The sequence below is a fragment of the Streptomyces sp. NPDC086080 genome, assembly GCF_044540255.1.
Taxonomy (GTDB): Bacteria; Actinomycetota; Actinomycetes; order Streptomycetales; family Streptomycetaceae; genus Streptomyces.
The window spans coordinates 12062-29503 of record NZ_JBITRU010000007.1 but is presented as its reverse complement, the minus strand read 5'-3'; the positions used below and the strand labels follow the sequence as shown (position 1 = coordinate 29503).

At 70.0% G+C, this 17442-nt stretch carries 16 protein-coding genes; 6 read left to right on the top strand and 10 right to left on the bottom strand.

What is annotated here, in order from left to right; all coding sequences use genetic code 11:
• Positions 1–37 precede the first annotated feature (37 nt).
• Positions 38–502: an SseB family protein gene (locus tag ACIF9R_RS10960; protein WP_399977358.1), complete on the top strand. Its 465-nt coding sequence runs from the start codon at positions 38–40 to the stop codon at positions 500–502.
• Between the two features lie 112 nt (positions 503–614).
• Positions 615–1595 (top strand): pirin family protein, encoded by a 981-nt coding sequence (locus ACIF9R_RS10955; protein WP_399977355.1) that lies wholly within the window; start codon positions 615–617, stop codon positions 1593–1595.
• A gap of 340 nt (positions 1596–1935) precedes the next feature.
• Here the strand turns inward: ACIF9R_RS10955 and ACIF9R_RS10950 are convergent, their stop codons facing one another.
• Entirely contained in the window at positions 1936–4080 is a 2145-nt protein-coding gene (locus ACIF9R_RS10950) for a SpoIIE family protein phosphatase (RefSeq protein WP_399977353.1), read from the bottom strand.
• 144 nt (positions 4081–4224) lie between these two features.
• On the opposite strand from ACIF9R_RS10950, the gene aspS reads away from it, so the two are divergent.
• Entirely contained in the window at positions 4225–5988 is a 1764-nt protein-coding gene (gene aspS, locus ACIF9R_RS10945; RefSeq protein WP_399977350.1) for an aspartate--tRNA ligase, read from the top strand.
• 66 nt (positions 5989–6054) lie between these two features.
• On the opposite strand, the gene ACIF9R_RS10940 is transcribed toward aspS, so the two are convergent.
• The 7 genes from ACIF9R_RS10940 to ACIF9R_RS10910 all read right to left on the bottom strand — a co-directional run bounded on the left by ACIF9R_RS10940 (position 6055) and on the right by ACIF9R_RS10910 (position 10274).
• Complete coding sequence (locus ACIF9R_RS10940) at positions 6055–6336, bottom strand: hypothetical protein (protein WP_399977348.1); 282 nt, start codon at positions 6334–6336, stop codon at positions 6055–6057.
• Positions 6333–6653, bottom strand: a complete 321-nt coding sequence (locus ACIF9R_RS10935; protein ID WP_399977345.1) for a hypothetical protein — start codon at positions 6651–6653, stop codon at positions 6333–6335. The genes ACIF9R_RS10940 and ACIF9R_RS10935 overlap by 4 nt, the downstream gene beginning before the upstream one ends.
• A 117-nt stretch (positions 6654–6770) precedes the next feature.
• A complete protein-coding gene (locus ACIF9R_RS10930) occupies positions 6771–7034 on the bottom strand; it encodes a hypothetical protein (protein ID WP_399977343.1) in 264 nt (87 codons plus the stop codon).
• 65 nt (positions 7035–7099) lie between these two features.
• Positions 7100–7465, bottom strand: coding sequence for a PH domain-containing protein (locus tag ACIF9R_RS10925; RefSeq protein ID WP_399977340.1), 366 nt, complete (start codon positions 7463–7465; stop codon positions 7100–7102).
• Positions 7466–7715: 250 nt separating this feature from the next.
• Complete coding sequence (locus ACIF9R_RS10920; RefSeq protein ID WP_399977337.1) at positions 7716–8588, bottom strand: hypothetical protein; 873 nt, start codon at positions 8586–8588, stop codon at positions 7716–7718.
• Between the two features lie 35 nt (positions 8589–8623).
• Positions 8624–9550: a helix-turn-helix domain-containing protein gene (locus tag ACIF9R_RS10915; protein ID WP_399977334.1), complete on the bottom strand. Its 927-nt coding sequence runs from the start codon at positions 9548–9550 to the stop codon at positions 8624–8626.
• A 292-nt stretch (positions 9551–9842) separates the two neighbouring features.
• Positions 9843–10274, bottom strand: a complete 432-nt coding sequence (locus ACIF9R_RS10910) for an ATP-binding protein (RefSeq protein WP_399977332.1) — start codon at positions 10272–10274, stop codon at positions 9843–9845.
• 153 nt (positions 10275–10427) lie between these two features.
• On the opposite strand from ACIF9R_RS10910, the gene ACIF9R_RS10905 reads away from it, so the two are divergent.
• Together ACIF9R_RS10905 and ACIF9R_RS10900 are read left to right on the top strand one after the other, a co-directional pair.
• The gene (locus tag ACIF9R_RS10905; protein WP_399977329.1) at positions 10428–11309 is read left to right on the top strand and encodes a helix-turn-helix domain-containing protein; all 882 of its coding nucleotides are present in this window, start codon (positions 10428–10430) and stop codon (positions 11307–11309) included.
• Positions 11306–11515 carry a DUF397 domain-containing protein gene (locus ACIF9R_RS10900; protein WP_399977327.1) on the top strand — a complete coding sequence of 70 codons (210 nt, stop codon included), beginning with the start codon at positions 11306–11308 and terminating at the stop codon, positions 11513–11515. The genes ACIF9R_RS10905 and ACIF9R_RS10900 overlap by 4 nt, the downstream gene beginning before the upstream one ends.
• A gap of 134 nt (positions 11516–11649) precedes the next feature.
• Here ACIF9R_RS10900 and metG read toward each other — a convergent pair whose 3' ends face one another.
• The gene (gene metG / locus ACIF9R_RS10895) at positions 11650–13266 is read right to left on the bottom strand and encodes a methionine--tRNA ligase (protein WP_399977324.1); all 1617 of its coding nucleotides are present in this window, start codon (positions 13264–13266) and stop codon (positions 11650–11652) included.
• 148 nt (positions 13267–13414) lie between these two features.
• Positions 13415–15046, bottom strand: a complete 1632-nt coding sequence (locus tag ACIF9R_RS10890; RefSeq protein ID WP_399977322.1) for a VWA domain-containing protein — start codon at positions 15044–15046, stop codon at positions 13415–13417.
• A gap of 276 nt (positions 15047–15322) precedes the next feature.
• Here ACIF9R_RS10890 and ACIF9R_RS10885 point away from each other — a divergent pair, with 276 nt between their 5' ends.
• Positions 15323–17395 (top strand): PhoX family protein, encoded by a 2073-nt coding sequence (locus tag ACIF9R_RS10885; protein ID WP_399977320.1) that lies wholly within the window; start codon positions 15323–15325, stop codon positions 17393–17395.
• Positions 17396–17442 lie beyond the last annotated feature (47 nt).

Sequence of the window (17442 nt, the reverse complement as noted above, 5' to 3'; positions counted from 1 at the left end):
GACCCAGCCCTCCCGCCGGGTGGTTAGTCTGTGCTGCATGTACGGCTACGACCAGAGCGCGGGGACGCAGCAGGGTTACGTTCCGCCGCAGCAGCAGATGCCGGGCGGGTACGGGCAGCAGGCGCCGCTGTATCCGGAGCCGTCCGCGCCGTCGCTCGCCGACGCCGTGCGCGCGTTCACCACGGGGCAGATGGCGGCCGAGGACTTCCAGCAGGTCTTCGCCACGTCCAAGGTGTACTGCCCGCGCGGCGACAACCCCGGATTCCTCGCCCTGCACAACACCCAGCAGCCGGTGATCCCGATGTTCACCTCGTTGAAGGAGTTGCGGCGGTACGCGGGCAAGGAGTCCAAGTACTTCGTCATCACCGGCGCCGAGGTGATCGACCTGCTGCCGACCGGCTACGGCTGCGTGCTCGACATGGAGGGTGAGCACCGGATGGTGTTCGACGCCAAGGCCGTGGAGCAGATGGTCGAGTTCGCCATGCGCCGGATGTACGGCTGACCCTTGTCGCCCGATGCGGAGCCCGGAGGGAATTCCCTCCGGGCTTTCTCTGTTCCGGGTGGCAGGAAGTTCAACGCTCAACTAAAGTGGGCGTACCCGAGGAGGTACCGACATGCCTGCAGTGACCGTCGAGAACCCGTTGACGCTGCCCCGTGTGACCGCGTCCGCCGATGCCGTGGCACGTCCCGTGCTCACCGTCACGACCGCGCCCGGCGGATTCGAGGGCGAGGGCTTCCCGGTGCGCCGCGCGTTCGCGGGAATCCACTACCGTCACCTGGACCCGTTCATCATGATGGACCAGATGGGCGAGGTGGAGTACGCGCCGGGCGAGCCGAAGGGCACGCCCTGGCATCCGCACCGCGGCTTCGAGACCGTCACCTACATCATCGACGGCATCTTCGACCACCAGGACTCCAACGGCGGTGGCGGCACCATCACCAACGGCGACACCCAGTGGATGACGGCGGGCTCCGGCCTGCTGCACATCGAGGCGCCGCCGGAGCAGCTGGTCATGTCCGGCGGGCTCTTCCACGGCCTCCAGCTGTGGGTGAACCTGCCCGCCAAGGACAAGATGATGGCCCCCCGCTACCAGGACATCCGAGGCGGCAGCGTCCAGCTGCTCACCTCCCCCGACGGGGGCGCGCTCCTGCGCGTCATCGCCGGTGAGCTGGACGGTCACGAGGGCCCGGGCATTACGCACACGCCGATCACGATGGTCCACGCGACGCTGGCGCCGGGCGCCGAGATCACCCTGCCCTGGCGTGAGGACTTCAACGGCCTGGCGTACGTCATGGCCGGGCGCGGGTCGGTCGGCGCCGAGCGGCGTCCGGTCCACCTGGGTCAGACCGCGGTCTTCGGCGCGGGCTCCTCGCTGACCGTCCGCGCGGACGAGAAGCAGGACGCGCACACCCCGGACCTGGAGGTCGTCCTCCTCGGCGGGCAGCCCATCCGTGAGCCCATGGCGCACTACGGCCCGTTCGTGATGAACACCAAGGACGAGCTGATGCAGGCCTTCGAGGACTTCCAGAAGGGCCGCCTCGGCACGGTCCCCGCCGTGCACGGCATGTCGGAGAACGGCCCGCGGACGGCCTGACCGGCGGGCCGCGGGCGCCCTCGCCACCGACGGCGGCGGTGCCCGGGAAGTGCCCGGAACCTTGCAGCGGTCCCGGCCGCGGCCGGACGTGATGACGTCCGGGTCCGCGGCCGGACGGCTGCCGGACGGCCCCGACGGCGGGCCTGTGACGTTGCCCCGGCCCGGAGGTCCGTGCGGGCATGGCGCGGAACGGGGTGCGGTGTCCGAGGCCGCCGACCGCGACGGGCTGTTCCCCCGGCCGGTGAGACGCGGGGCGGTGGCGGTCCGGCCGCGTGAGACGCGGGGGCGGTGCGCCGCGGGGGCCGGCGGCCGGGCGACGGGTGCGCGGCCGCCGGCCCGCTCAGCCGTGTCCGGTGCGGTTCTTCTCGTACAGCTCGAACCACATGCTCTTGCCCTGGCCGCGTGGGTCGACGCCCCAGGTGTGGGCGAGGAACTCGACCAGGACCAGGCCGCGGCCGGAGGACGCCAGCTCACCCGGGCTGCGCAGATGCGGCAGATCGTCACCCGCGTCGGTGACCTCGACGCGGATCCGGCGGCCGTCTCCCCCGTCGGTGACCTCGGCGAGCAGCAGGGCGTCGGTGTCGGTGTGCACGAGGACGTTGGTGAGCACCTCCGACAGCAGCAGCTCCGCCGAGTCCACCTGGTCCGTCGAGGACCAGTCGTGCAGCAGCTCCCGCAGCTGGTGCCGGGCCACGCCGACCCGCTCGGGCTCGTCCTGCGCCACCGTCAGCATCGTCCTGCGCACCGGCGGCCGCACCGCGCTCCGCGCCCCGCGGTCACGGCTCTCGCCCTCCCGGGTCAGCAGCAGCACGGCGATGTCGTCCTCGCGCCGGTCGATCAGCGGGCCCGTGGTGTGGTGCGAGGAGGGGCCGTGCACCGCCTGGACCAGGGCGTCGGCCAGTTCCTCCTGGTTTCCCTTGTGCTCCTCGAGGATGGTGCGCAGGCGCCGCCAGCCGGTGTCCAGGTCGTGCCCGCCGGTCTCGATCAGCCCGTCCGTGCAGACCATCATCGTCTCGCCGGGCTCCAGGACCAGCCGGGTGGTGGGGTAGTCGGGGTCCGGGTCGATGCCCAGGGGAAGCCCGCCCGCCGTCGGCCGGGTCAGCACCGTCGCGTCGGCCATGCGGATCACCGGTTCGGGGTGCCCGGCACGGGCGACCTCCAGCACCCCGCTCTCGGGGTCGACCTCGGCGTACAGGCAGGTCGCGAAGCGCGGCTCGGCCGGGTCCCCCTCGCCGATGCCGTGCAGGAAGCGGGAGGCGCGGGAGAGCACCGCATCGGGCCGGTGGCCCTCGGAGGCGTACGCCCGCAGGGCCGTCCGCAGCTGGCCCATCAGCCCCGCGGCCCGTACGTCGTGGCCCTGGACGTCTCCGATGACCAGCGCGAACCGGCCTCCTCCGGACCTCGTCGGGGAGGTGCCCCCGGGCAACGGGATCACGTCGTACCAGTCGCCGCCGACCTGGAGGCCTCCGCCGGTGGGGACGTAGCGGGCGGTGACGCTCATGCCCGGGATGCCCGGACCGAGTATCGGCATCATCGAGCGCTGCAGACCGTCGGTCAGCGCGCGCTCGCTCTCGGCCGTGCCCGCGCGGGTCAGCGCCTGGCCCAGCATCCGGGCCACCGTGGTCAGCACGGAACGCTCGTCGGGGGTGAACGCGACCGGATAGGCGAAGGCGGCCAGCCAGGCGCCCATCGTGCGGCCGGACTCGGTCAGCGGCAGGAACGCCCAGGACCGGCGTCCGAAGCGCTGGGCGAGCGGCCAGGTGAGGGGGTAACGGGTCCGGTACTCCTCCGGGGAGGACAGATAGACCGCGCGGCCCGTGCGCACCACCTCGGCGGCGGGGTAATCCGTGTCCAGCGGCATGTAGAACGCGCTGTCGGCGCCGGGTTCGTGTCCGTGGTGGCCGATGATCGTCAGCTGGCTGCCCTCCACCCCGAACACGGCCAGTCCCTCCGGCGAGAATCCGGGCATCGCCAGATTGGCCGCGACCCGCAGCACCTCCTGCGTCGACCGCGCCTCCGCCAGCGCGCGGCCCGCGTCCAGCAGGAACGCCTCCCGTGAGCGCCGCCAGTCACCGGTGACCGCGCTGCGCCCGGCGGGTGTTCCCGGTGTCGGCTCGGCGACCTCCTGGAGGGAGCCGGTCAGGACGTATCCCTTGCGACCGCGGTCGAAGGAGGGCTTGGAACGGCTGCGCAGGACGCGTACGACCCGATTCTGGTCGTCCATGATCCGGATGCGCACCTCGGCGAGGGTGCCCTCGGCGACGGCGAGCTGGACCACTCCGGTGATCTCGTTCCAGTCGACGGGGTGCAGACGGGCCCGGATCTGGGCCTCGGTGAGGGTGACCCCCTGGGCGGGCAGCCCGAGCAGCCGTGCCGCCACGGCGTCGACGGTGACCAGCCCGGCGGCGGTGTCCCAGTGCCACACACCGGTGTCGAGTGCGGCGAGGACATCCCCCAGGGCAGGCAGGGGCTCACCAGGGCGCATTACCCCACTTTATGGAGATGGTGCGGAAAAGTTCCACTGCGCCCGACTCGTCATGCCAGGGAAGCGATCTTGGTCCGGCCGGTAGGCTTGGGGGAGTTTCACGTGAAACAACGCCCCCGATCCGCGAAGGCTGGATGAACGACGATGCATCGGTACAGGTCCCACACCTGCGGCGAGCTCCGCGCCTCTGACGTCGGCACCGACGTCCGGCTGAGTGGCTGGCTGCACAATCGGCGCGACCTGGGCGGCATCCTCTTCATCGATCTGCGCGATCACTACGGCATCACCCAGCTCGTGGCGCGTCCGGGCACCGAGGCGTACGAGGCGCTGGACAAGCTGTCCAAGGAGACCGTGGTCCGCGTCGACGGCAAGGTCGTCTCCCGCGGCACGGAGAACGTCAACGCCGACCTTCCGACCGGTGAGGTCGAGGTCGAGGTGGGCGTGGTGGAGGTACTGGGCGCGGCGGCTCCGCTCCCCTTCACCATCAACGCCGAGGACGGGGTCAACGAGGAGCGGCGCCTGGAGTACCGCTTCCTGGACCTGCGCCGCGAGCGCATGCACCGCAACATCCTGCTGCGTACGTCGGTCATCTCGGCGATCCGCCACAAGATGACGGCGTTGGGCTTCAACGAGATGGCGACGCCGATCCTGAGCGCCACCTCTCCCGAGGGCGCCCGCGACTTCGTCGTCCCCTCCCGGCTGAACCCCGGCAAGTTCTACGCGCTGCCGCAGGCTCCGCAGCAGTTCAAGCAGCTGCTGATGATCTCCGGCTTCGACCGCTACTTCCAGATCGCGCCCTGCTTCCGTGACGAGGACGCCCGCGCGGACCGCTCGCCGGGCGAGTTCTACCAGCTCGACGTGGAGATGAGCTTCGTCGAGCAGGAGGACGTCTTCCAGCCGATCGAGCAGCTGATGACGGAACTGTTCGAGGAGTTCGGCAACGGCCGTCATGTGACGTCGCCGTTCCCGCGCGTCCCGTTCCGCGAGGCGATGCTGAAGTACGGCTCCGACAAGCCGGACCTGCGGGCCCAGCTGGAGCTCGTCGACATCACCGACATCTTCGAGGGCTCGGAGTTCAAGGCGTTCGCCGGCAAGCATGTGCGCGCGCTGCCGGTGCCGGACGTCTCGGCCCAGCCCCGAAAGTTCTTCGACCAGCTCGGCGACTACGCCGTGTCCCAGGGTGCGAAGGGCCTGGCCTGGGTGCGCGTCGGCGAGGAGGGCGCGCTGAGCGGCCCGATCGCGAAGTTCCTCACCGAGGAGAACGTCGCGGAGCTGACCAAGCGGCTCTCCCTGGCGCCCGGCCACGCGGTGTTCTTCGGTGCGGGCGAGTTCGACGAGGTTTCCAAGATCATGGGCGCGGTGCGGGTCGAGGCCGCCAAGCGTGCCGGTCACTTCGAGGAGAACGTCTTCCGCTTCTGCTGGATCGTCGACTTCCCGATGTACGAGAAGGACGAGGACACCGGCGCGATCGACTTCTCCCACAACCCCTTCTCGATGCCGCAGGGCGGCCTGGAGGCGCTGGAGACCCAGGACCCGCTGGACATCCTGGGCTGGCAGTACGACATCGTCTGCAACGGTGTCGAGCTGTCCTCCGGAGCGATCCGGAACCATGAGCCGGAGATCATGCTCAAGGCGTTCGAGATCGCGGGCTACGACCGTGAGACGGTCGAGGAGAAGTTCGCCGGCATGCTCCGCGCGTTCCGCTTCGGCGCCCCGCCGCACGGCGGCATCGCGCCCGGCGTCGACCGTATCGTCATGCTCCTCGCCGACGAGCCCAACATCCGCGAGACGATCGCCTTCCCGCTCAACGGCAACGCCCAGGACCTGATGATGGGCGCGCCGACGGAGCTGGAGGAGGCCCGCCTCAAGGAACTCCACCTGACGGTGCGCAAGCCGCAGCCGAAGTAGCCCGACGGCATCTGCGAAGGGGCCCGGAACCGCCGTCTCGGCGGTTCCGGGCCCCTTCGCCGGCGTTTACGCCGGGTGTACGAGGTCCCTACGCTTCCACTCGGTCCACTCCTCGGCGCAGGTGTCCTGGTGCGTCAGGAGCCAGCACTTGAACCCGTAGCACACGAGGTCGATCTCCGCGTCGGACAGGCTCGCGCGTGCACCGATGTCCGAGAACTTCTCCCGGAACGCCGACAGGGCGCTGCTCACGGGGAGGCCCGCGACCACCACGGCCGTGATCAGGGCGGTGCAGACGTCCCAGAGCTCCGCCCTGAACTCCGGCTCAAGTTCCACGAGGTACTTCTTCATGCCGGTCCGGAGGAGCCCGGCTCCCGGGTGAACAGGTCCTCCGCGCGCTCCACCGTGCCGGAGCGGTCGAGCCAGTCGTTGAGGCGGTCGAGGTCGGTGCAGGTGAGGATGCGCTGACGGACGTCGTCGGAGAGGGGGAGACCGCGTACCTCCAGGACGCGCAGGATCCCCCTGGCCTCGCCCCTGGCCTCGCCCCTGGCCTCCCCCCGGGCCTCGCCCCTGGCCTCGCCCCGGGCTTCGCCTTCGGCCTTGCCCTCCAGGTACGTCTCCTCGAAGAGCGTTCCGTGCCCCGGGAAGTAGGTGGCGGCGTTCTCCATCAGTTTCCTCCAGTTCTTCCTGGTCGGAGTGGACTCCAGACCTACCTCTACCACCTCGAACCAGTACTTCGTGGTGTCCCGGTCGAAGGACGCGAGCCCGCGGGCGACCGTTTCCAGTTACGCCCAGCTGTTCGCCTTGTCCGGGTCCTTCTTCGTCTGGGCCTCGATGGCCAGGACGAAGTGCTCACCCATGTCGGGCTCGAACATGAGGACCGTGTCCGCGCGGCGCTCCATCGGGCGGATCTCGGTGACGTCGGCGGAGAGCTCGTGAAAGTCCGTCTTCACGGGCGGCGGAAGGCCCAGTGCTTCGAAGACGGGCGTGAGGGCCTCCGGGTGCTTCCGGAAGAGCTGGTGGGAGGCCTCGTGTGTTGCTGTGACCATGAGCGCAAGCCTGATGCGCCCATGGCCTATGCGAAGGGCATATGTGGCACATTCACCCGATCGGGTCAGCGGGCCACGAACTGGGTGAGGATGGCCTGGACCTCGTAGATGTCGACGCCCTTGGTGAAGGTCTTCTGGATCGGGGTCGCGGAGCCCGAGAGCCAGATCTTCAGTTCGGCGTCCAGGTCGAAGGTGCCGGCGGTCTCCACCGCGAAGTGGGTGATGCTGCGGTACGGGATGGAGTGGTACTCCGTCTTCTTGCCGGTGATGCCCTGCTTGTCGACCATGATCAGGCGGCGGTCGGTGAACAGGATGGTGTCGCGGATCAGCAGGAACGCGGCGTGCACCTGCTCGCCCTGGCCCATCAGACGGGCGTAGTCCTGCTGTGCCTGGGCCGGGTCGATGGTGTGTGCGTTGCCGAAGAGTGCCATGGAACGGGTCCCCCCACGGGTGTGGTGACGGCGGCCGGGCGCCGGCCGTCCTCACGCGATCTTCGCAAAGGGAGGGGCCCGGGAGCAGGTTCGGCCCTCTCCCGGGCCCCTGCTGTGGCGGACGTGTTACGCGGTCGGCTTCTCCCCGGGACGCGGGAAGAAGACCGCGCCCTGTCTCGTCGTCGCACCGGCCGGGCGCTGCCTGCAGGGGTCGGCCCGTGTACCGGGCCAACCCTGTCAAGGTTCCGGGCTACTCGTCCTCGAAGATGTCTTCGGCCGTCGGGGCTGTGACGGCACGCTCGAGCCAGTGGCTCAGGATCTCGAGGTCGTCGCAGTCGGTGACGCGTTCCCGCACTGCTTCCGGGATGTCCATGCCGCGCACTTTGAGGATGTGCAGGACGTCCTCGGCCCGGCCCTGGGCTCGACCCTCGTCGCGGATTTCCTCGGAGAGGTCAGACTTGTAAAAGGAGAGGTCCACGGTCACCAGTTTCCTCCACAGGTGTGCGGCCGGGTGCTTGCCCAGGCCTTGTGCGATGAGTTCGATGATCGGGTCGGCGATGTTCTGCGGAGTGTCCCGCAGAACGGTCGTCATGGATTTCAGTATGGCCCCGGCGTCCGGATGCGTGGCGTGGGTGATCGCCGACAGTGTGGCGAGGGCGAGGTCCTTGCGGACTTCGGCCGGGTCGGTGATCACCGGCATGTTGTGCGGGCCCGCGACCAGCGGCCGCAGCGTCAGCAGGGGCCACTGGCGGGGGCCGAAGCTGACCTCACGCGCGGCCCATTCCGCGGTGGCGCGGTCCTGGCAGACGACCAGCAGCAGCGGCTGGAGCCGGTACTTGTTGAGGATGTAGGAGGCGTAGTACGCCCAGCTGGCGGGCTTGTCGGGGTTCTTCCCGCTCTGGGCCTCGACCGCGAGGAGCAGCGGCTCGCCGTCCTCCGGGTCCAGCCGCAGAAGGGTGTCCACGCGGCGTTCGACGGGGCTGGTCTCGGTGAGGTCGTTGGGCAGGACGGTGATTGAGGCGGGCCTGGGGAAGTCGATGCCGAGCACCTCGGACACTCCGGAGAAGAGGTCCGGGTACTGCTGGAAGATGCGGTGCATCGCCTCGTGGGGCGAGCTGACCATAGGGATTCCTGTGGGACGGAGGGACGGGTGACTCGTCAGGCGGGTGTGAGTGACGGTTGGCAGAGTGAGAGGCAGCCCTGGCAGTGGTGGGGGTCGGGGCCGCGGTAGGCGTGGTCGCAGGTGTCGCAGTTGCGGAGGGGGTGCCGGACGGGCGGGGGCTGCTCGGGGGCGCGATAGGGCGGGAGGGGCGGGAGTTTGGCCGTCAGGCGGTGGGCCAGGAAGGCGGCGGGCCGGATCAAGGGCTCCCTCGGCAGGTCGTCGGCCAGGGCCTTGCGTACGGCGGTGGGGGTCAGGTCGCGCTCCAGCCAGGCGACGACACCGGGCGCGAGGTGTTGGGCGTCGGTGGCGGATAGCAGCAGGCGGGGGTCCTCGCGGCGCAGGCCGGCGAGGACCTCGGTGGCCGTCTGGAGGAGGTCGGGGGAGGTGTAGCCGGGCTTCGGCACGGCGGGGAGGGCGCGGCGGCGTGCGGGTTCCTGCTGCGGGGCGGTGGCCGCGCGGCGGGCAGGGGGGCGGGCCGGAGGGCTGGGCGTCCCGCCTGGTTCGGACGGGGCGTCGCGTCGGCCGGGCTGGTTGCAGGAGACGGTGCGGGTGACGATGCGGCCGGCCGGGGTGCGTTCGCGGGTGCGGCGCAGGTAGCCGTGGGTCTCCAACTCGCGCAGGGCGGCGGCGATCCGGGTCGGGCCCTCGGGGAAGCGGGCGGCGAGGCTCTTGATGCCGATGGGGGCGCCGGTGGGGAGTGACTGGATGTGGCACGCCAGTCCGATCGCCAGCAGGGAGAGGTCCGGGTGCTGGGCGAGGTGGTTGCCGATCACCGTGAAGCGGGTGGTGTGGCGGGCGTTGTCGTGGGTGACTCCGCCGGGGTGCCGCTTCGTGCGGGTGTGGTGGGAGGGGTTGGAGGGGTGGTTTTTCCCGTCGTTACGGGACTGGGCGTGCGGGGGCACGCTAGTGTTTTGGGTGTCCATCGGAAGGTCTCGTCTTCCTTGGTGGGTAGGCCCTCGCACTGGGAGGTTCAGTCCCGGCGGGGGCCGTTTACGTGTGTGGGGCTGTGTGCCGTGCTGCGCTGAGCGTAGGGCAGGCAACCTGTGGCATATCCACTCCAGTTGGTGATGTTCACCCGCGCGAGTGAGCGTGCGCCGTGGGCGGGAGGGGTGGGGCTTGGTGGGGTTTCTTTCTCTCCCGTGGTCCTTGGGAAAGACGGCCGACGGCACCGGAACCCGACCGGGTGGGTTCCGGTGCCGGTATCGTTTCCGCAGGTCAGGAGTCCGGAAGATCAAGTTCCGCCCATACGGTCTTGCGGGGGACCGGTCCGAGCCGCACACCCCAGCGGTCGGCGAGGGCCTCGACGAGGAGCAGGCCGCGTCCGGACTCGGCGTCGGGGGCGGGCACGCGGCGGCTCGGGAGGTCGTCACCGCGGGTGTCCGTGACCTCGATGCGGAGGGTTCCGTCGCGGTCCAGGAGTGCGAGGCGGAAGTCGCGTCCGGCGAGCCGGCCGTGGGTGGCCGCGTTCAGGCTGAGTTCGGCGACGAGGTGTTCGGCGGCCTCGGCGGCGGGGTGGGGCAGGTCCCGGTCACGCATCCAGTCCGCGGCGAGCAGCCGGGCGAGGCGGGCGCCTCGGGGCGTGGGTGACAGGAGCACGCTGAAGTGGTCGGTGGGTGACAGAAGTTGGGTGGACTTTTCGCTGTTCACGTGACCGAGAGTGGCGGGACGTGCTTACCGTTAATAGTGACAGCGCCGATACGTAGGGTGACTGTCGGGGCTTGTCGGCCGCTGTCCGAACCGTCGGAAACCGGCCTGCGGGCGGAGGCGTTACGGCACGGCGGTACGAAAGAGGAGTGCGGTATGTCGGTGGACGGCGAGGCGGTACGGCTCCGGACCGAGACGGAGGAGGACGAGCCGGGGTGGGAGGTGGACCCGGACGACGAGTGGGGGGTGGCCGTTCTCACCACGGTGGGGCGTCAGTTGAGGCTGCGGCGGGAGGCCGTGGGCATGCGGGTCGCCGACTTCGCGTCGGCGGTCAGGTACGGGGACGACCTCGTCTACAAGGTCGAGGGCGGCAAGCGGATTCCCCGGCAGGAGTACTTGGACAGGGCCGACGAGGTGCTGGACGCAGGCGGACTCATCGCGGCGGCCTGGGAGGACGTGAAGAGAGTCCGGTATCCGAAGAGGGTCCGGGAACTGGGAAAGTTGGAGGCTCAGGCGGTCGAGGCTGCGCTGTACAGCAACCACAACATCCACGGTCTGTTGCAGACCGAGGAGCACATGCGGGCCCTCTTCGACGCGTGGCTACCTGCCTACTCGGATGAGGAAACGGAACGCATGGTGGCCGCGCGGATGGCCCGTCGTTCGATCTTCGAGCGGTCACCGGCGCCGACGCTGAGTTTTGTCCAGGAAGAGGTGACGCTGCGGCGCCCGGTCGGGGGCAGAATGGTTTGGCGACGGCAACTCGAACGTCTGCTGGAACTCGGGCAGTTGCGGAACGTCTCGATTCAGGTGATGCCGACTGACTGTGAGGATCACTTCGGCACGGGCGGGCTGATCGAGGTGCTCAAGTTTCCGGACGGTACGGCGGTGGGGCGCTCCGAGGGTGCCTTCAGTGGCCGCCCTGTGTCCGAGCCGAAGCAGCTCAGGATCCTTGAACTGCGCTATGGCATGATCCGGGCGCAGGCTCTCACGCCCCGCGAGTCGCGCGCCCTCATCGAGCAGATGCTTGGAGAGACATGATCGACACCTCTACCAGCCACGACGCTTCTACGCTGATCTGGTTCAAGAGCAGCTACAGCAGCAGCGGCGACGGCAACGACTGCATCGAGGTCGCCACGGCCCGTGATGTGGTGCACGTCCGGGACTCCAAGGACATAGGTGGTCCTCAGCTCGTGCTTACGCGCCACGCGTGGTCGGACTTCGTGACACACGCGTCGGGAAGCTGACCCTTCAACTACGCATGGCCCCGCGCCTGGTTGTACTGGAGGCGGGGCATGTTGGTGTGCGGCTCAGAACAAAGCGTCGGCGCGGAGGCCCGGAAACAAGCGGTTTCCGGGCCTCTGGGCGTGCGTCGTACGACCTATGCGGTCGGCTTCTCCTCAAGGCGGGGGAAGAGGACCGCGCCCTTGGTGACCGTCGAGCCGGCGGGCAGTCGGCCCCAGTCGGCGGCCTCCTGGACCTTCTGGTCGGCGAGTGCGCCGAGGGACGCGTCCGCGCCGAGGGAGTCCCAGAGCTTCTGGGAGGTCTCCGGCATGACCGGGTTGAGGAGGACCGCCACCGCGCGGAGCGACTCCGCGGCCGTGTAGAGGATCGTCGCGAGGCGGGCCTTGCCCTCGGGCGAGTCGTCCTTGGCGACCTTCCAGGGCTCCTGCTCCGTGATGTAGCCGTTGACCTGCTTCACGAAGTCGAAGACGGCCAGGATGCCGCCCTGGAAGTCCAGCTCCTCGCCGATCTTGCGGTCCGCCTCCGTGACGGCCGTCGTCAGGCCGTCGTGGATCGCCTGCTCGGCCTCGCCGTCGGCGGTCGACGCCGGCAGCTCGCCGCCGAAGTACTTGCCGACCATCGCGGCCACGCGGGACGCCAGGTTGCCGTAGTCGTTCGCCAGCTCGCTGGTGTAGCGGGCGGAGAAGTCCTCCCAGGAGAAGCTACCGTCCTGGCCGAAGGCGATCGCGCGCAGGAAGTACCAGCGGTACGCGTCCACGCCGAAGTGCGAGGTCAGGTCCTGCGGCTTGATGCCGGTCAGGTTGGATTTCGACATCTTCTCGCCGCCGACCATCAGCCAGCCGTTCGCGGCGATCTTCCCGGGGAGGGGGAGGCCCTGTGCCATGAGCATCGCCGGCCAGATGATCGCGTGGAAGCGGAGGATGTCCTTGCCGACGAGGTGTACGTCGGCGGGGAAGGTCGACTCGAACTTCTCCGGGTTCTCGTTGTAGCCGACGGCGGTGGCGTAGTTCAGCAGCGCGTCGACCCACACGTAGATGACGTGCTTCTCGTCCCACGGGACCGGCACGCCCCAGTCGAACGTCGAGCGGGAGATGGAGAGGTCCTGCAGACCCTGGCGGACGAAGTTCACGACCTCGTTGCGCGCGGACTCGGGCTGGATGAAGCCCGGGTTGGCCTCGTAGTGGGCGAGCAGCTTCTCGCTGTACTCGCTCAGCTTGAAGAAGTAGTTCTCCTCGCTGAGGATCTCCACCGGCTTCTTGTGGATCGGGCACAGTTTCTGGCCCGCGTAGTCGCCCTCGCCGTCGAGCAGCTCGCCGGGGAGCTTGTACTCCTCGCAGCCCACGCAGTACGGGCCCTCGTAGCCGCCCTTGTAGATCTCGCCCTTGTCGTACAGGTCCTGCACGAACTCCTGGACGCGGTCGGTGTGCCGCTTCTGCGTGGTGCGGATGAAGTCGTCGTTCGCGATCTCGAGATGCTCCCACAGGGGCTTCCAGGCCTCCGTGACGAGCTTGTCGGCCCAGGCCTGCGGGGTGACCCCGTTCGCCTCGGCCGTGCGCATGATCTTCTGACCGTGCTCGTCCGTGCCGGTGAGGTACCACACCTTCTCGCCGCGCTGGCGGTGCCAGCGGGTGAGCACGTCGCCTGCGACGGTCGTGTAGGCGTGGCCCAGGTGAGGAGCGTCGTTGACGTAGTAGATGGGGGTCGAGACGTAGTACGCCTTCGTCCCCTGCTTCTCTGATCCAGTGGCCGCCATGGTCGAAATCCTACTGGGCGGGCAGGGGTCGGCTCACACGCGTTTCGGGGGGCGGACGGGAGGTCCGTCCGCCCCCCGGAGGCAGGGCAAGGGCATGGGGAAGAGGGAAGGGACAGGTAGGGGACAGGGAGGGGGGTGAGGGCGGGGGCTACGGGCGCCAGGAGGCCAGTACGCCTTCGTACAGCTCCGTGTCCGTGAGTTCGCGGGGGGTGGGGCCCGCGTGGAAGAAGGAGGTGTTCTCCGTCTTCAGCTTGCGGAGGTAGTCGAACGCCTTGTTGTCGTGCTCGCCGAAGGCGACGAAGGAGAAGAACACCTGGGGGTGGCTCTTCGCGGCCTCGGTGAGGGCCTGGGTGGCGGGGGTCTTGGCGTCGGGGGCGCCGTCCGTCTGGAAGACCACCAGGGCCGGGGTGCCGGCCGCTTCCTCGGCGTGCCGGGCGAGGACCGCCTCGACGGCGGCGTGGTAGCTCGTACGGCCCATGCGGCCGAGGCCGGCATGCAGCTCGTCGATCTTGTTCTCGTGGTCGGTGAGGGTCAGCTCGCCGGTGCCGTCGAGTTCGGTGGAGAAGAAGACGACGTGGACGGTGGCCTCGGCGTCGAGGTGGGCGGCGAGGGCGAGGGTCTGCTCGCCGAGTGCCTGGGCGGAGCCGTCCTTGTAGTACGGGCGCATGGACGCGGAGCGGTCGAGCACGAGGTAGACCTTGGCACGGGTGCCGGTGAGGTCGTGCTTGTCGAGGGTGGCGGTCGCGGCTTTGTACGCGGGGGCGAGGGCGGTGTTGCGGAGCTTGGTGGCGGGGGTGGCGGGGGTGTTCGCTCCGGCCTTGGCCTCCGGCTCCGGCTCGGCTTCTGCCTCCGGCTCGGGTTTTACGTCGGCCTCGGCCTCGGCTTCGCCTTCGGCCGGGGAGTCGTTCCCACCCGCACCGCCCGTGCGGGTCTCGTCGTCGGGTGCGGGTGGCCCCTGTGGGGCGTCCTCGCCGTTGGCGGGTGCCGGTGCGGCTGAGTCCTCGGCGGGGAGGGCGGCGGGCTCGGGGGTTGCCTCCGGCTCCGGCTCGGCCGTCGGCTCTGCCTTTGCTTCCGGCTCGGGCGTCATCTCGGCCTCGGGCTCGGGCTCGGGCTTCGCCTCGGGCTCGGGCTTCGCTTCCGCTTCTGCCGTGGGCTCGGGCTCAGCTTCCGGCTCGGGCTCGGGCGTCACGTCGGGCTCGGCCTTTGCCTCGGGCTCCGGCTTCGCCTCGGACTTCGCTTCGGCCTCCGGCTTCGCTTCCGCGTCGGCGTCTGCGGTGGGGTCCGGCTCGGCCTTCGGTGCGGCTTCTGCCGTGGGCTCCGGCTTCGGTTCCGGCTCGGGGGTCGGTTCCGGCTCGGGGGTCGGTTCCGGCTCGGGCGCGGTCTGGGCGGCCTCGGGCTCGTTCGCCGGGGCGGGGTCCGCCTCGGGCTCGGGCTCGTTCGTCGGGGTGGGGTCCGCCGGTGCCGTCGAGGCGGGGGTGGTGCTCGGCTCCGCCGTGCGGGGCGGGGTGTCGGGGGAGCGGGTGGGCTCGGGGACCGTGATCTTGTCGAACGCGGCACTGACGAGGTCGTGCTCTTCCCGGGGTTCCGGAACCGAGGGCGTGGCCGGTGCCGGTTCGCGGGACGGGGACGGAATGGTCGGGTGTGTGCTCGCGGCCGGCTCGGGCGATGTCGGAGCGGCCGTTTCCTTTGGCTCGGCGGCCTGCGCCGTACCCTCCGCTTCGGCGGGCGTCGCTTTGCGTGACCGGCCGAACGCGTTCCGCAGGAGAGTGAGAATGCCCATGTGCGCAACCCTTCGCGTGAGTTGATACCCGTAATCCCTGGCCAGGACGGACACGTAAGGTTAGCGGCCCGCAAGGGCGATCTTGGGCAGGGTTGGGTTAGCGGAATCCTATGTGTCAAGGGCACGATCCGGCCCGCTGCGGACGGCCCCCGCCCGCCCGGCGCAACTCCCTTCATGCTGCCGCAGGTTCACTCGCCGTTCACCCGTGCGCCCGGCTGCCGCACATATGTGCTCCTACGGTCACGCTGACACCCCGGGCATCCAAGGAGAGAACACGTGCGAAAGCTGCTGCCGCTGATCGGAACGCCGTCCGGTTCGCACCCCGGCGGACGGTCCGCCATGACTTGTCGTTTCCGGTGTGGTGACGCCTGCTTCCACGAGGTGCCCAACACCAGCTCCAACGAGTACGTCGGTGACGTCATCGCCGGCGCCCTCAGCCGCCGCTCCATGATGCGCGCCGCCGCCGTCGTGACCGTCGCCGCGGCCGGCGCGGGGGCGGTCGGTGTCGCGACCGCCCCCGAGGCTCAGGCGGCGCCTGCCGCGAAGGGCCGCCACCACCACAAGCCCAAGAGCGCCCGCGGTCTGCGGTTCACGCCGGTCGCGCCCAACACCGCCGACGCCGTCACCGTGCCGGAGGGTTACCGGCAGAACGTCGTGATCCGCTGGGGCGAGCCCATCCTGCGGGGTGCGCCCGCCTTCGACCCGGAGCGGCAGAGCGCCAGGGCGCAGGCCGGACAGTTCGGGTACAACTGTGACTTCCTCGCGCTGCTGCCGCTGCACGGTGAGCGCGGTCGGCAGCTCCTCGTCGCCAACCACGAGTACACCGACGAGATCCTGATGTTCCGCGACTACGACGCGGCCAACCCCACCCGCGAGCAGGTGGAGATCGCCTGGGCCGCGCACGGGCTCGCCGTGGTCGCCGTCGAGGAGGAGCGCGGGAGCGGCAGGCTGACGCCCCTCACCCGGCACCACCTCAACCGGCGGCTCACCGCCACCTCCGAGTTCCGGCTGACCGGTCCTGCCGCCGGTTCCGACCTGGTGAAGACGTCCGCCGACCCCAGCGGCACCAAGGTGCTCGGCACCCTCAACAACTGCGCCGGCGGCACCACCCCGTGGGGCACGACCCTGCACGGCGAGGAGAACTTCAACCAGTACTTCGCCCACGGCAGCAGCGCCACCGACAAGCGGTACGGGATCGGCACCGGCGGCACCGAGCGCAAGTGGGAGCGGTTCGACAAGCGGTTCGACCTCGCCCAGGAGCCGAACGAGGCACACCGCTTCGGCTACGTCGTCGAGCTCGACCCGTACGACCCCGACTCCGTCCCGCGCAAGCACACCGCGCTCGGCCGGTTCAAGCACGAGGCGGCCACCGTGCGGCTGACGCACGACGGGCGGCCGGTCGTCTACAGCGGGGACGACGAGCGGTTCGACTACTTCTACAAGTTCGTCGGCAGCAAGCGGATGCGGCACGGCAACAGCCGTTCGGCGCGCGAGCACAACCTCTCGCTGCTCGACGAGGGCACGCTGTACGTCGCCAGGCTGACGGGCGACTCGCCCGCCATGGAGATCGACGGGACGGGCAAGCTGCCGAAGGACGGCGAGTTCGACGGCAGCGGTGAGTGGATCCCGCTGGCCACCGCCACCGCCGACGGCGCCGTCTCGCATGTCGCGGGCATGACCGCCGAGGAGGTCTTCGTCTTCACGCGCCTCGCCGGGGACAAGGTGGGCGCCACCAAGATGGACCGGCCCGAGGACATCGAGCCCAACCCGGTCACCGGCAAGGTGTACGTCGCCCTCACCAACAACTCGCGGCGCGGTGTGGACGCCAACCCCAAGGCGGACGAAGCCAATCCGCGCAACGCCAACAAGCACGGCCACGTCCTGGAGCTGACCGAGCGCTGGAACCGGCCGGAGAGCACCCGCTTCGCCTGGTCGCTGTTCCTGGTCGCGGGCGACCCGGAGGACCCGGCGACGTACTTCGCCGGGTTCCCGAAGGACTCCGTCAGCCCGATCTCCTGCCCGGACAACGTCGCCTTCGACGACCACGGCAACCTGTGGATCTCCACCGACGGCAGCGCCCTCGGCTCCCACGACGGCCTCTTCGGTGTCGCCACGCGCGGTGACCGGCGCGGTGAGCTGAAGCAGTTCCTGACCGTGCCGAAGGGCGCGGAGACCTGCGGTCCGATCATCCAGGACCGTCGGGTGCTGGTCGCCGTGCAGCACCCGGGCGAGGTCGACGGGGCGACGGTCGACCGGCCCGCCAGCACCTGGCCCGACGGGCCCGGCAGCTACGTCCGTCCGGCCGTGGTCGCGGTGTGGCGCGCGGACGGGCGGGACATCGGCGTCTGACGCCCGCGCTCCGGGGGGTGGCTGGAGGCCCGGCACCGGTCCTCCAG

Coding starts and splice junctions, on each gene's coding strand:
- ACIF9R_RS10960 (WP_399977358.1), top strand. CDS start 38: ATGTACGGCTACGACCAGAGCGCGGGGACGCAGCAGGGTTACGTTCCG.
- ACIF9R_RS10955 (WP_399977355.1), top strand. CDS start 615: ATGCCTGCAGTGACCGTCGAGAACCCGTTGACGCTGCCCCGTGTGACC.
- ACIF9R_RS10950 (WP_399977353.1), bottom strand. CDS start 4,080: ATGCGCCCTGGTGAGCCCCTGCCTGCCCTGGGGGATGTCCTCGCCGCA.
- aspS (WP_399977350.1), top strand. CDS start 4,225: ATGCATCGGTACAGGTCCCACACCTGCGGCGAGCTCCGCGCCTCTGAC.
- ACIF9R_RS10940 (WP_399977348.1), bottom strand. CDS start 6,336: ATGAAGAAGTACCTCGTGGAACTTGAGCCGGAGTTCAGGGCGGAGCTC.
- ACIF9R_RS10935 (WP_399977345.1), bottom strand. CDS start 6,653: ATGGAGAACGCCGCCACCTACTTCCCGGGGCACGGAACGCTCTTCGAG.
- ACIF9R_RS10930 (WP_399977343.1), bottom strand. CDS start 7,034: ATGGTCACAGCAACACACGAGGCCTCCCACCAGCTCTTCCGGAAGCAC.
- ACIF9R_RS10925 (WP_399977340.1), bottom strand. CDS start 7,465: ATGGCACTCTTCGGCAACGCACACACCATCGACCCGGCCCAGGCACAG.
- ACIF9R_RS10920 (WP_399977337.1), bottom strand. CDS start 8,588: ATGGTCAGCTCGCCCCACGAGGCGATGCACCGCATCTTCCAGCAGTAC.
- ACIF9R_RS10915 (WP_399977334.1), bottom strand. CDS start 9,550: ATGGACACCCAAAACACTAGCGTGCCCCCGCACGCCCAGTCCCGTAAC.
- ACIF9R_RS10905 (WP_399977329.1), top strand. CDS start 10,428: ATGTCGGTGGACGGCGAGGCGGTACGGCTCCGGACCGAGACGGAGGAG.
- ACIF9R_RS10900 (WP_399977327.1), top strand. CDS start 11,306: ATGATCGACACCTCTACCAGCCACGACGCTTCTACGCTGATCTGGTTC.
- metG (WP_399977324.1), bottom strand. CDS start 13,266: ATGGCGGCCACTGGATCAGAGAAGCAGGGGACGAAGGCGTACTACGTC.
- ACIF9R_RS10890 (WP_399977322.1), bottom strand. CDS start 15,046: ATGGGCATTCTCACTCTCCTGCGGAACGCGTTCGGCCGGTCACGCAAA.